At 70.7% G+C, this 13,044-nt stretch carries 9 protein-coding genes; 7 read left to right on the forward strand and 2 right to left on the reverse strand.

The genetic code is table 11. The features are described from left to right. Positions 1-41 precede the first annotated feature (41 nt). The 7 genes from M5C98_RS19305 (at position 42) to M5C98_RS19335 (ending at position 11,560) form a co-directional block, all read left to right on the forward strand. Positions 42-1,187, forward strand: a complete 1,146-nt coding sequence (locus M5C98_RS19305; RefSeq protein WP_272549051.1) for an ATP-binding protein — start codon at positions 42-44, stop codon at positions 1,185-1,187. Then, positions 1,184-3,664 (forward strand): DUF5682 family protein, encoded by a 2,481-nt coding sequence (locus M5C98_RS19310; RefSeq protein WP_272549052.1) that lies wholly within the window; start codon positions 1,184-1,186, stop codon positions 3,662-3,664. The genes M5C98_RS19305 and M5C98_RS19310 overlap by 4 nt, the downstream gene beginning before the upstream one ends. Then, positions 3,661-4,788, forward strand: a complete 1,128-nt coding sequence (locus M5C98_RS19315) for a vWA domain-containing protein (protein WP_272549053.1) — start codon at positions 3,661-3,663, stop codon at positions 4,786-4,788. Before M5C98_RS19310 ends, M5C98_RS19315 begins: the two co-directional genes overlap by 4 nt. Then, on the forward strand, positions 4,785-6,932 hold the full coding sequence (locus tag M5C98_RS19320) for an SWIM zinc finger family protein (protein ID WP_272549054.1): 2,148 nt from the start codon (positions 4,785-4,787) through the stop codon (positions 6,930-6,932). The genes M5C98_RS19315 and M5C98_RS19320 overlap by 4 nt, the downstream gene beginning before the upstream one ends. Positions 6,933-7,183: 251 nt before the next feature. After that, complete coding sequence (locus tag M5C98_RS19325; protein WP_272549055.1) at positions 7,184-9,367, forward strand: TonB-dependent siderophore receptor; 2,184 nt, start codon at positions 7,184-7,186, stop codon at positions 9,365-9,367. A gap of 280 nt (positions 9,368-9,647) precedes the next feature. Then, positions 9,648-10,286: a helix-turn-helix transcriptional regulator gene (locus tag M5C98_RS19330; RefSeq protein WP_272549056.1), complete on the forward strand. Its 639-nt coding sequence runs from the start codon at positions 9,648-9,650 to the stop codon at positions 10,284-10,286. After that, entirely contained in the window at positions 10,283-11,560 is a 1,278-nt protein-coding gene (locus M5C98_RS19335; protein ID WP_272549057.1) for a type II toxin-antitoxin system HipA family toxin, read from the forward strand. Before M5C98_RS19330 ends, M5C98_RS19335 begins: the two co-directional genes overlap by 4 nt. A gap of 100 nt (positions 11,561-11,660) precedes the next feature. On the opposite strand, the gene M5C98_RS19340 is transcribed toward M5C98_RS19335, so the two are convergent. Together M5C98_RS19340 and catC are read right to left on the reverse strand one after the other, a co-directional pair. Further along, a complete protein-coding gene (locus M5C98_RS19340) occupies positions 11,661-12,653 on the reverse strand; it encodes a tripartite tricarboxylate transporter substrate binding protein (RefSeq protein ID WP_272549058.1) in 993 nt (330 codons plus the stop codon). A gap of 74 nt (positions 12,654-12,727) precedes the next feature. Next, a complete protein-coding gene (gene catC / locus M5C98_RS19345) occupies positions 12,728-13,012 on the reverse strand; it encodes a muconolactone Delta-isomerase (RefSeq protein WP_272549059.1) in 285 nt (94 codons plus the stop codon). Between the last annotated feature and the right edge of the window lie 32 nt (positions 13,013-13,044).

Genomic DNA, 13,044 nt, shown 5'->3' on the forward strand with positions numbered 1-13,044 from the left:
ATGGCTGCCCCCCGCCTTTCCCATCCCTGACCGACCGCACCATGGCCATCTCCCGCAAAACACCACCTCCCGGCGAAGCCGCCACCGCGGGTGTCCCGCTGCAGCGGCCGCCCTCCGAAATCCTCCATGCCGCGGAGCTGGAGCGCCTGCGCGCACAGGACGCCGACCCGCGCCCGCCCGGCTGGTCGCTGGGCCTGCGCGCCGCGCGGGCCTTCATCCTGGGCGATGCGGCGCTGGGCATCGCGCCCAAGATCGTCGCGCCCGTGGCAAGCATCGAGCGCATGCTGGTCACCCTGGCCACCGGTCGCGGGCTGATGCTCGTGGGCGAGCCCGGCACGGCCAAGTCGCTGCTGTCGGAGCTGCTCGCCGCGGCCGTCTCGGGCGTCTCCACGCTGACCATCCAGGGCGGCGCCTCGACCACCGAGGACCAGATCAAGTACGGCTGGAACTACGCCCTGCTCATCAACGAAGGCCCCAGCCCGCGCGCTCTGGTGCCCGCACCGCTCTACCAGGGCATGCAGCAGGGCCGCATCGTGCGGTTCGAGGAGATCACGCGCGCGCCGCTGGAGGTGCAGGACTGCCTGCTCGGCATGCTCTCCGACCGCGTGATGGCGGTGCCCGAGCTGGCGGGCGAACACGCCATGCTCTACGCACGCGAGGGCTTCAACATCATCGCCACGGCCAACACGCGGGACCGCGGCGTGAACGAGATGAGCGCCGCGCTCAAGCGCCGCTTCGACTTCGAGACCGTCTTCCCGATCCTCGACTTCGACCGGGAGCTGTCGCTGGTGCAGGACGCCAGCGCGCGGCTGCTCGCGCAAAGCGGCATCCCGCACGCCGTGCCGGCGCCGGTGCTGGAGCTGCTTGTGTCCACCTTCCGAGACCTGCGCGGTGCACCGGCCGACGGCCAGCGCGGCGCGCCGCCCGATGCGGCCATGGACCGCCTGAGCGCCGTGATGTCCACCGCCGAGGCCGTGAACGTGGCCCACGCGGTGGGCGTGCGCGCCTGGTTCCTGGAGCGGCGCGAGGGCTCGCCCGCCGACCTGGTGGACTGCATCGCCGGCACCATCGTCAAGGACAACGCCGACGACCGCGCCAAGCTGCGCCGCTATTTCGAGCAAAAGGCCGCCAAGCGCACGGGCGGGCACTGGCGCGCGTACTACGAAGCGCGCCACCGGCTGCCGTGAAGGCCGCCACGGCGCCGCACGCCGACCCCGTCATCCTCGGCGTGCGCCACCACAGCCCCGCCTGTGCGCGGCTGGTGGCGGCGCGCATCCGCGCGCTGCGGCCCGCGTTCGTGCTGATCGAGGGGCCCGCGGATTTCAACGACCGGCTGGACGAGCTCTACCTGCCGCACCGCCTGCCGGTCGCGATCTACAGCTACCTTGCGCGCGGCGATACGCACCGCGGATCGTGGACGCCCTTCGCCGATCACTCGCCCGAATGGCAGGCGCTGCAGGCCGGGCGGGAAGCCGGCGCGCAGGTGCGCTTCATCGACCTGCCCGCCTGGCACGACGCATTCGCCCATCTCGAGAACCGCTATGCCGATGCGGCCGATGCCGAGCACCAGGCGCGGGCCGAGGCCTACGAGCGCGCGCTGGCGGACAAGCTCGCGGTGCAGGGCCGCGACGCGCTCTGGGACCACCTCTTCGAAGACGCAGGGCCGGAGGATGCGCAGGCCGGACGGGAGGCCAGCGATGGCCTGGCGCTGCGCCTGTCCACGTACTTCGGCCACCTGCGCGGCGAGGGGGAGGCGGGCTCGCTCGGCAACCAGGCGCGCGAACAGATGATGGCGCGCTGGATCGCCTGGGCCATGGCGCAGGACCGCGGCGCGGTGCTGGTGGTGTGCGGCGGCTACCACGCCCCCGCGCTCGCGCGGCTCTGGCGCGGGATGCCCACCGGCGAGCCGGAGACGCCGCAGCCCGCGGAAGACCCCGAAGACACTATCAAAAATATAGCAAACCACCCAATTACTACTAAGGCATCGGCACGATTTGGCTCTTACATCGTGCCCTACACCTTCCGGCGGCTCGATGCCTTCGCGGGCTATGCGTCGGGCATGCCGTCGCCGCAGTACTACCAGTGGCTATGGGAGCACGGGGCCGAGGGCGCGGCCCGCGAGTTGCTGCGCGGCGTGGTGCAGCGCCTGCGCGAGCGCCAGCTGAGTGCCTCCACCGCCGACCTGATGGCCGTGCATGCGCGCGCGCTGGGGCTGGCGCGGCTGCGGGGGCACCGCCAGCCGCTGCGCTCGGACTGGCTCGACGCCCTGGCGGGCGCCTTGGTGAAGGAGGCGCTCGACGCCCCCCTGCCCTGGACCTACCGCGGCCCGCTGCGTGCCGGCACTGCCCCGGTGCTGGTGCAGGCGATGGACGTGCTGGCCGGCGACACGGCGGGCCGCCTCGCACCGGGCACGCCGCAGCCGCCGCTGGTCGCGGCCGTGCGGGCCGAGTTGGCCGCGCAGGGCCTGCCGCTGCGTGGCACCGTCACGCTCGACCTGCTGCAGGAAGGCGACCGCGCCCGCAGCCGCGTGCTGCACCGGCTGGCCTTGCTAGAGCTGCCGGGCGTGGTGCGCACGCGCGGCCCGGCGATGGCGCTGTCGGGCGAACGCGGCGAGGCCTGGAGCCTCAGCGAACCGCTGGAGCAGCAGGCCGCGCTCATCGAGGCGGGCGCCTGGGGCGCCACGCTGGAAGACGCCGCGCGGGCGCGCCTGGAAGACCGCCTGCGCCAGGCCCGCGGGCGCATCGCGCCGCTGGCCGAAGGCCTGAACAGCGCGGCCTGGGCCGGCCTTGCGGACCTGAGCGACGGGCTGCTGCGGGACATCGGCGACGCCATCGCGCAGGAGCCGCGTTTCGAGGCGCTGGCCCCCGCGCTGGGGCTGCTGCACACGCTGCTGCGCCACGGCCAGATGCTCGGCATGGCCGGTGCACCCGTGCTGCGCGTCGCGGTGGAGGCCGGCTTCGACCGCGCGCTCTGGCTACTCGAAGCCCCCGCCGCGGTGGCCACCGCCGACACCGAAGACCATTTGCGCGGCCACCGCGCGCTGCAGCGCATCGTCGCCGACACGCTGGCCGACCTGGAAGACGGCGCGTCCCGTCCGCTCGCACTGGAACCCGCGCGCGCCCTCGCGGTCTGGCAGCGCAAGGCGGCCGACCCGCAGGCCGCACCGGTCAGCCGCGGCGCGGCGCTGGGCGCGGTGCTGGCGCTGTCGGGCCGCCTGGGCGGTGGCGCGCAGGGCAACGATGCCGCCACACCCGAGGCCAGCGTGGAGGAAGCCATGGACCTGCTCGCCGCCATGACCGCCGCCACGCTGGGCGACGCCCTCGCCGGCCTTTTGGCGCTGGCGCGCGAGGCGCTCGCCACCGAACCCGCCTTCGCCGCCGGCATGGACCGCCGCATCCGGGCGCTGGACGACGAAGACTTCGTGCAGGCCCTGCCGGCGCTGCGGGCCGCCTTCGCCTGGCTGCCGCCGCGCGAGCGGGGCCAACTCGCCGGGCAGGTGCTGTCGCTGCACGGCGCGCAGCACCTGCCGCGCCGCACCCTCACGGCCGCGACCCCGGGCGCCCTGCCCCCCGAAGCACTGGCACGCGCGCGCGCCGGCGAAGCCGCGGCCGCGGCGCGGCTGGCCGCGTGGGGCATCGACGCCGGCACCGGAGCCCCTTCATGACACCGCTGACCATCCCTGACCCCCTGCAGCGCTGGCGCCTGTTGCTCGGCGAGCCGGCGGAACCCGCGTGCGGCGCGCTCGGCGATGCCGCGCAGGCGGCCGATGCGGCCCTCGAATGGCTCTACGGCCGCGACAGCGATCGCGCCGAGCGCGGCGAGCGCAGCGCGGGCCTGGGGCCCTCGGCGCTCAGCACGCCGGACTGGATCAACACCATCCACACGCTCTTTCCCAAAGAAGTGATCGAGCGGCTGGAACGCGATGCGGTGGAGCGCTACGGCATCGACGAAGTGGTGACCAACCTGGAGGTGCTGGAGCGCATCGAGCCGTCCGAATCGCTGCTGCGCGCGGTGCTGCACACCAAGCACCTCATGAACCCGCAGGTGCTGGCCGCCGCCCGCCGGCTCGTCGCCGAGGTGGTGCGACGCATCATGGAAAAGCTTGCCACCGAAGTGCGCCAGGCGTTCAGCGGCAGCCGCGACCGGCGCCGCCTCTCGCGCATGAAAGTGGCACGCAACTTCGACTTCCGGCGCACCCTGCAGGCCAACCTGCGGCGCTGGGACGCGGCTCGCGGCAAGCTCTACGTGGAGCGGCCCATTTTCATCAGCCGCACGCGGCGGCATGCCGAGCCGTGGGACATCGTGCTGCTCATCGACCAGAGCGGGTCGATGGTGGACTCTGTCATCCACAGCGCGGTGATGGCCGCCTGCCTTTGGCAGCTGCCGGGCATGCGCACGCGGCTGGTAGCCTTCGACACACAGGTGGTGGACCTCACGGCCGATGTGTCCGACCCGGTGGAGCTGCTCATGAAAGTGCAGCTGGGCGGCGGCACCGACATCGCACGGGCCGTGGCCTATGCGCAGTCGCTCGTCGCCAACCCGGCCCGCACCATCGTCGTGCTGGTGAGCGATTTCTACGAGGGCGGCGACCCCGGAGAACTCGTGCGCCGCGTGAAGGCGCTGACCGGCGCGGGCGCGAAGGTGCTGGGCCTGGCCGCGCTCGACGCACAGGCCGAGCCCGCCTACGACCGCGAGATGGCCGCGCGCCTCGTGAAGGAAGGCGCGCAGGTCGGCGCCATGACCCCGGGCCAGCTCGCGGGCTGGCTGGCCGAGAAGGTGCAGGCATGAACGCGCCGCTGCGGGCCGACCTGCTCGAACTCACCCCGGAGGCGCTGACGGCGCTGGCCAACGCGGGCTTCGTCAAGCGCGCGCAAAAGGACGTGGCGGCCAATGTGCTGCCGCGGCTGGAGACCGAACCCGACGGCACCGTGCGCGCGGAATTCGACGACGGCGCGCGCACGCGCCTGCCGCCGGGCCGCACGCTGCGCGATGCCGCATGCACCTGCGCCGCGAGCGGCATGTGCCGCCACCGCGTGATGCTGGTGCTGGCCTACCAACAACGGTACGGCACGGCGAGCGCCCCGGCGATCGACACGTCCACGGCCGCAGCGCCGCCCGCGGAATCGGGGGGCGCCTGGAGCCCCGCGCATTTCGACGACGCGGCGGTGTCGGCCAGCGTGGCGCCCTCGGTGCTGGAGCAGGCCGCGCGGCTGGCGGCCTCGCGCCCCGTGGTGGCGGTGCAGCCGTGGCAGAGCAACGCCTCGCCGCCCACGGCCCGGTTGCCGATGTGCACCGTGCGGTTCTTTTCGCGCAGCTCGCTCGTGCATGCGCGCTGCGACTGCCAGCAGGGCAGCGGCTGCGCGCATGTCGTGGTGGCGCTCTGGGCTTTCCGCGCCGCAGGCGATCTGCCCGCAGGCAGCGAAGAAGCCATGGTGGAAGTGCCGCCGCGCGCGGCCCCTGCCCAGCACGGCGCCGGCGCCGATGGCGGCAGCGGCGCCGCGGCGGCACCCGCGCACCTGCAGTCCCCCGAGGCGCTGCGCCTGCGCGAGGCGCTCGATGCGGTGCTGCTGTCGCTGTGGCTCGACGGATCGGCCCAGCCCGCGATGGCCCTGGCCGCGCGCTTCGAGGCCTTGCGGGCGCAGGCGCAGGCCCTGGGCTGGCGCTGGGTGGACGACGGCATCGCGGAGCTGTGGCTGCTGCTGCAATCGCAGCAGGCCCGCAGCAGCAGGCACGACCCGCTGCGCCTGCTGGCCGTGGCGGCCGAGCTGTGGGCGCGCCCGCGCGCCGCGGCCCACGCCGAGGCCGCGGCCGCGGACAGGACGGGGGCCGCACGCCCCGCGCTGCATGCCAGCCAGATCCTGGGCGCGGGCGTGAAGGGCGAAGTCGCGCTGGACCACATCAAGCTCGTCTCGCTGGGCGCCGCGCTCTGGTCCGACGCAGCGGCCGAAGGCGCCAACGTGCTCTTCGCCGATCCGGACACGCAGACCGTGACGGTGCTGGAACGCCAGTGGCCGCGCGGCGAAGGCGCCAGCGGCCCCGCGCAGGCCCTCGCCGGACGGCGCGTGGCGGGCTTTCCGCTGCGACAGATCGCGACGGGGCAGGTCATCACCAAGACCGCCACGCGCCGCGCCAACGGCCTCATCGACATCACCGCCGGGGCGCGCCAGACCGGCGTGATGCCGCTCTCGCCCGCGGCCTGGGACGAGCTGGCCCCGCCCTTGCGCCAAGCCAGTGTGCAAGCGCTGCGCGAGCGCCTGCGCGCCGCGCTTCCCGATTTCGTGCAGCCGCGCCAGGCCGCCACAGGCGCGGCCAGCGGGGCCTCGGGCGCGCTGCATGTGGTGGCGCTGGAAGGCGGCATGCAGGTGCAGGACTGCGAGTGGGATGCGGCCGCGCAGGTGCTGCATGCGCGCATCGTGGACGCGCAGCAGGAGGACGCCGGGCCTCTCCTGCACCTTGCGCTGCCGCACCGTGCGGCCGCGCCGGGCGCCGTGGACGCGCTGGCCCGCGCGCTGGCGGGCGAATGGGGGCCGCTGCGCGCGGTGGCCGGGCCGGTGGCGCTGCGCGGCGGCGAGGCGGTGATGCAGCCGCTGGCCCTGCTCACCCACCAGCGCGCCGTGGTGCCGCAGATCGAGCCGCCAGCCGCCCAGCCGCTGGCGCTGCGCACCTGCGCCGATGCGCCCACCCCCTTGCAGGCCCTGCTCGAAGAAACCCTGCAATCGCTGGCCCAGTGGCTGCGCCAGGGCCTGCGCCACCAGCCAGGCGGGCTGGATGCGCGCGCGCAGTCTCAGGCCCGGCAACTGCGGCAAGGCGGCCTGGACCGCGGCGCCGCGCTGCTCGAAAGCCTGGGCGGCCACCTGCGGTCGGCCGACCGCGGACCGCTGCTGGCAGCGCTTTCCACGCTGGCACTGCTGTTGCAGGCCCAAGGCGGCTGAGGCGGCCGCAAGACCGCGCGGGGCGGCCCGCCCCTGCCAGCAGGTGCGGGCGCGTCCGTTGCATGCACGCCGAAGACGGCTGAAAGCCTGCCGAAAGCCGGCGCCTCTTTCCGAATCGACCGTTTCCGCACCAATTTGAATGATAATTATTCTTAATCAAATGGATCCATCTTTCCATCGCTGAGTCCGGCTGCCTTCCGGCCGGCCGGCGGCCTCTTCCTCCTCCTCGCCTTTTCCTTTCCTGCATTTCCATGGTCCACACCCGTTCCGACGCGGCGCGCTCGCCTGCCCACGCCACTGCTTTCCTTCGCCCTTTCCTGCGCCCTTCACTGGCCCGCTCCCCCGCACGCACCCTGTGCCGCTGCGCACTCACGCCGCTGGCGCTGTGCCTGTCGCAGGCCGCCATGGCCCAGGCCAGCGCGGACGCGACGCCGCAACTGCAGGAAGTGCGCATCAACGCCAGCACGGAAAAGGACGTGGGCTTCGCCCCGGTGGAAGCCCAGACGGCCGGCAAGGCGCCCATGCGCCGGCTGGAGACGCCGCAGTCGGTGAGCGTGGTGACGCGCGAGCAGATGGAGTCGCGCCAGATCGCGAACCTGCAGCAGGCGCTGCAGACCGTGGCCGGCGTGAGCCCGGTCAACTTCGGGCGGCGTGGCTTCGACGACATCAACATCCGGGGCTTTCGCTCCACCGAATCCATCCTCATCGACGGCCTGGTGCAAAGCCCCGGCATGTGGACGCGCCTGACGCCCTACGGCTACGAGCGCTTCGAGGTGCTCAAGGGCGCGGCCTCGGTGCTGTACGGCCAGGTGCAGCCCGGCGGCATCGTCAACGCCATCAGCAAGCGGCCCAAGCGCGATGCCTTAAGCGAAGTGGGCGTGGAGGTGGGCAGCTTCGGCCAGCGCACCTTGCAGGCCGACATCAACCGCCCGCTGAACGAGTCGGGCAAGGCGGCGTTCCGCATCAACGCCCAGGTGTCGAACAGCGACGACCCGACCGACTTCATCTACCGGCGCGACCGCTGGATCGCCCCTTCGCTGTCGCTGGACCTGGGCGCGCAGACCGATCTGGTGCTGTTCGCCACCTACAGCCAGAGCGCCTGGATGCGCCAGCAGGGCATCACGCCCTACGGCACGGTGCTGCCCAACCGCAACGGCCCCGTGCGCACCACGCTGTACACGGGCGATCCGAGCTTCGGCGGCTACGACATCGAAAGCACTTCGGTCGGCTACGCGCTGGAGCACCGCTTCTCGCCGCAAATGACGCTGCGCCAGAACGTGCGCTACGAATCGGAGAAGGGCAACGGCAACTTCGTCTCCAACCTGGCGCTGCAGTCCAATCAGCGCCTGCAGAACCGGCAGGCCACGCGCCAGTACCTGGATGACGACATGCTGGCCACCGACACCTCGCTGCTGTCGCAGTTTGCCGCCCTGGGCGTGCAGCACCGCCTGGTGACCGGGCTGGACGCACGCACCAGCCACAGCTGGCAAGGCCAGCGGCGCTGCACCATCGGCGCGCTCGACCTGTTCAACCCGGTGTACGGCGCGGCCACCACCTGCCCGGCCGCCTACACCAGCAACGCGCCTGAAAAGCTTAGCGTGATGGGCCTGTACGCGCAGGACCAGATCAAGTTCAACCCGCAATGGACGGCCCTGGTCGGCCTGCGCCGCGACTGGTCGGACAACCAGATCGACGACCGCCTGGCCAACCGGCAGACGCGCCAGAAGGACTCCGCCACCACCCTGTCGGCCGGGCTGGTGTACGAGTTCACGCCCGGCTGGGCCGCCTACGCCAGCTACGGCGAATCGTTCCTGCCCGTGTCGGGGACCAGTTTCGGCGGCTCGCCCTTCGCGCCGGAGACCGGCAAGCAATGGGAAGCGGGCCTGAAGTACGAGGCGCCCAGCGGCGGGCTCACCGGGGCGCTGGCGCTCTTCGACCTCAAGCGCCGCAACGTCACCACCGCCGACCCGGCCAACACCGGCTTCAGCGTGCAGACCGGCGAGCAGCGCGCGCGCGGGCTGGAGCTGGAAGTGGGCGCCGAACTGCTGCGCAGCCTCAAAGTGACGGGCGCCTACACCTACACCGACACGAAGGTCACGCGCGACAACAACGCCGCCATCGTGGGCCTGCCGCTGAACCTCACGCCGCGCCACACGCTGGCCCTGTGGGCCACCTACAAGCTGCCCCAGATGCCGCAGATCACGCTGGGCGCCGGCGCCCGCTACGTGAGCGAGCAGGTCGGCTCGTACCCCTTCACCCTGCCCGCCTACACCGTGGCGGACCTGTCGATCGGCTATGCCGGCTCCAACTACCGCATCACCGCGGGCGTGAAGAACGTGTTCGACAAGGCCTACTACGACGGCGCGATCAACGCCAACGTGGTGTCGCCCGCCCTGCCGCGCAGCTTCAGCGTGGGCTTGACGTACTTCTTCTGACGACCGGCGGCAGGGCGTGATTGCCCGCCGCCCGCCATCGGAGCGGCCGACGCCCGCAGCCGCACGCCATGCCCAGCCAGCGCGCCGCGAACCGCCTGTTCACGCAGCAGACATGGGCTGGCATCGGCACGGGCCTGCTGCGCTTCAATTATTCATAGATATCCTATTTTTTCCATTCATTGCCTATCTATGTGAGTTTTTGATGTGTCTTTCCCTCATGCCAGAGGAAGCCATAAATTCATAGGTTTCTATTTTTTTGCATTTTCAATAACATCTATGAATGCCAAAACAGAACACCCCGCCTGCGGAGTACCCCCAGGCTGTCCTGCAGCAGATTGAGCAGCTGGCGCAGAACATCGTCATTGCCCGCAAGCGCCGCAAGGAAACGCAGGCGCAGTGGGCGCAGCGGCTGGGTGTGTCGCAGCCGACCATGGCCCGCATCGAGCGGGGCGATCCCTCCGTGGCGATGGCGTCGTATGTCATGTGCCTGTGGCTCATCAATCAGGCGCAGGGGCTGGCCGATCTGATTGCCCCGCAGAACGATCTCGCCTCGCTGGAGCGCGAAGTGGCAAGAACCCGTTCCAAACCCCGGTCTCTTGCCAAGAAAGAAGAAGGGAACATGGAAACAGCCGCCCAGGGCCGTGCAAGGCGCGCAGCCCCCTCCTTGAAGGCAGGCGCTGCGCCTGACAGTGGGGCTTCAGGTTCACCCACCCAGGTGGCGAACCTGCCTTCCGTATCCGGCCAAGGCGTGGCAAAAGAAGCCCTGCTCGGCGTTTCTGTGCTGGACTGGAAGGCAGAGATCGAAAAAGACCTACGGGATTACGCTGAAGAGAAACAACGGCGGGCTGAACGAGTTCTTCCCAGTGCCGCTAAAGGCCTCGCCGCGTTGATCTCCGGCATCAAGAAAGAGCGGCCATGACGCTGCAAGGGGTGACGCCCCGCGCTTACGAACCGCAGGACACCCTCTACGTCTGGGCCCTGGTCAACCCGGCCGCCCCCGTGCTGACGGGCTCCGTGGCCCTGTCGCAGCTGGTGCCCAACTGCGCCACCTTCACCTATGCCGCGGACTGGTGGGAGTTCGCGCTCAGCGAAGACCTGCCCCTCATCGCGGGCCAGACTTTCAGCGCGGGGCACAAGGACACCGCCCCCGGCGCCATCGACGACGCGCGGCCCGACCGGTGGGGCGAGCGCATCATCCGCCACATCGACCGGCCCGCGCGCCTGTCGATCCTGGAGATGCTGCTGTTCGCCGGGGACGACCGATTCGGCGCATTGGGCATCTCCACCTCCGCCGAGCGCTATGTGCCCCGGCGCATCGGGCCCTATCCGCGATTGAGCGATCTGGCCTCGCTGGCGCAGGCCGTGGAAGACGTGCAGACACAAGCGCCCATCACGCCGGACATCCAGCGCCTGGTGCAGCCCGGCGTCACGCTGGGCGGCGCACGGCCCAAGGCGCTGCTGCAGACCGACCAAGGCCCCTGCGTGGTCAAGTTCAGCGAACTGGATGACGCGGTGGACACGCCGCTGATCGAACACGCCACGATGACGCTGGCAGCGCAGGCCGGCATCCACGTGGCCACCACTGGCGTGCTGCCCCTGCCATCGCGGCACGCGCACGGCAAGCGGCGCCATGCGCTGACCATCGAGCGCTTCGACCGGCTCGACATCGGCGGGCAGACCCTGCGGCTGCATTGCCTCTCGGCCCGGACGGCGCTGGCGGCAGCGGGCCTTGCGGAAAGCTACGGGGCGCTGGCCACCGTGCTGCGGCGCCAGGCCCACCCCGACCGTCAGAAAGCCCAGCGTGAAGAGCTGTTCCAGCGCATGGTGTTCAACATCCTCATGGACAACACGGACGACCACGAACGCAACCACTGCCTGCGGCTGGGCTGGGACGGGTACTACGAGCTGTCGCCCGCGTTCGACGTGGTGCCCACCCTGCAGAACATGGGCTACCAGGCCATGGTGGTCGGCCGGCACGGCGCCGAATCCACGTTGGAGAACGCGCTGACGGACCTGAGCGAGTTCGGCATTCCACGCGCCCGGGCCATCGAGCTCATCCAGGCCGTGGCACGCACGGTGGACCGGTGGCCGCAGCACTTCGCCGGCCATGGCGTGGACGCGAGCGACATGGAACTGCTGCACGCCAGCATCGACCGCGATGCGCTCAAGGTGCAGCGCAAGGCGTTCTGCTGAGTTTGCGCCGGCGCCTGCGATTCACGCGACCGGCATCGGCATGAAAAATGCCGCCAGCGCATATTCCACCAGGGCATATAGCTATTAAAAATGTAGCAAATCAATCCACACTGGCGCCGGACTCCTTCACCACCTTGCCCCACTTGGCGCTTTCGGCCTGGATGAAGGCGGCAAACTGCTCGGGCGTCTCGCTCACCGGCTCGGCGCCCTGGTCGGCCAGCTTCTTCTTCACGTCGGCCTGCGACAGCACCTTGACCAGCGCCTTGTTCAATTGCGCCACGATGGGCGCGGGCGTGCCGGCGGGCGCGAACATGCCGAACCACGACGTGGCCTCGTAGCCCGGCACGCCGGCTTCGGCGATGGTGGGCACGTCGGGCAGCTCGGGCGAGCGCTTGGCCGTGGTCACGGCGATGGGACGCAGCTTGCCCGAGCGCACGTGCTGGATGGCCGAGGGCATGTTGTCGAACATGATGCCGATCTGGTTGCCCAGCAGGTCGGTCACGGCCGGGGCGCTGCCCTTGTAGGGCACGTGCTGCATGTCCACCTTGGCCAGGCTCTTGAACAGCTCGCCCGACAGGTGGATGGAGCTGCCGCTGCCGGACGAGCCGAAGTTCACCTTGCCGGGGTTGGCCTTGGCATAGGCGATCAGCTCCTGCACCGTCTTGTAGGGCTGGTTGGGGTTGGCCACCAGCAGGTTGGGCACGTTGGCCACGCGCGTGAGTGGCGCGAAGTCCTTCACCGGATCGAATGGCATCTTCTTGTAGAGCGCGGCGTTGATGGCGTGCGTGCCCACCGTGCCCATGAAGAGCGTGTAGCCGTCGGCCGGCGCACGCGCGGCCATCTGGCCGCCGATGTTGCCGCCCGCGCCGGCGCGGTTGTCCACCACCACCGACTGGCCCAGCTCCGCGGACAGGCCCTGGCCGATCACGCGCGCCAGGATGTCGGTGGTGCCGCCGGCCGCGAAGGGCACGATGATGGTGATGGGCTTGTTGGGGAACGCCTGCGCGAAGGCGGCCGGCGCGAAGCCCGTGGCCGCCAGAGCCAAAGCGGCGGCCAGGAGCGTGCGGCGGGAGGTGAATCGGGATGCGGTCATGTTGTTTCCTCGGATCTCTTATGGGATGAAAGCCCGGCAGGTGCGGCGCCTGCCCGGCGGGTGGCGAAAAAGGCCTATTCCTGCACGATGGACGACGGGTGGTTGGCCAGCGGCGTCACCTTGATCTGCATGTAGGGAAAGAGCGGCAGGCCGCTCAGGATGGCGTGCAGCTCATCGTTGCTGGCGACGTCGAAGATGCTCACGTTGGCGTATTCCCCGACGACGCGCCACAGGTGGCGCCATTGGCCGCCCTGCTGCAACTGCTGCGAATATTCCTTTTCCTTGCGCTTGATTTCGTCGGCCACTTCGGGGGCCAGCGTGGACGGGATCTGCACCGTCATTTCAACCATGAACAGCATGGGGTTCTCCTTGCGAGTACGGGGTCGTAAAA

Source organism: Acidovorax sp. NCPPB 3576 (assembly GCF_028473605.1).
In the GTDB taxonomy this organism is placed as follows: domain Bacteria; phylum Pseudomonadota; class Gammaproteobacteria; order Burkholderiales; family Burkholderiaceae_C; genus Paracidovorax.

Bases quoted from the DNA above. Each gene is read 5' to 3' on its own strand.
- M5C98_RS19305 (WP_272549051.1), top strand. From the start codon at position 42: ATGGCCATCTCCCGCAAAACACCACCTCCCGGCGAAGCCGCCACCGCG.
- M5C98_RS19315 (WP_272549053.1), top strand. From the start codon at position 3,661: ATGACACCGCTGACCATCCCTGACCCCCTGCAGCGCTGGCGCCTGTTG.
- M5C98_RS19320 (WP_272549054.1), top strand. From the start codon at position 4,785: ATGAACGCGCCGCTGCGGGCCGACCTGCTCGAACTCACCCCGGAGGCG.
- M5C98_RS19325 (WP_272549055.1), top strand. From the start codon at position 7,184: ATGGTCCACACCCGTTCCGACGCGGCGCGCTCGCCTGCCCACGCCACT.
- M5C98_RS19330 (WP_272549056.1), top strand. From the start codon at position 9,648: ATGCCAAAACAGAACACCCCGCCTGCGGAGTACCCCCAGGCTGTCCTG.
- M5C98_RS19335 (WP_272549057.1), top strand. From the start codon at position 10,283: ATGACGCTGCAAGGGGTGACGCCCCGCGCTTACGAACCGCAGGACACC.
- M5C98_RS19340 (WP_272549058.1), bottom strand. From the start codon at position 12,653: ATGACCGCATCCCGATTCACCTCCCGCCGCACGCTCCTGGCCGCCGCT.
- catC (WP_272549059.1), bottom strand. From the start codon at position 13,012: ATGCTGTTCATGGTTGAAATGACGGTGCAGATCCCGTCCACGCTGGCC.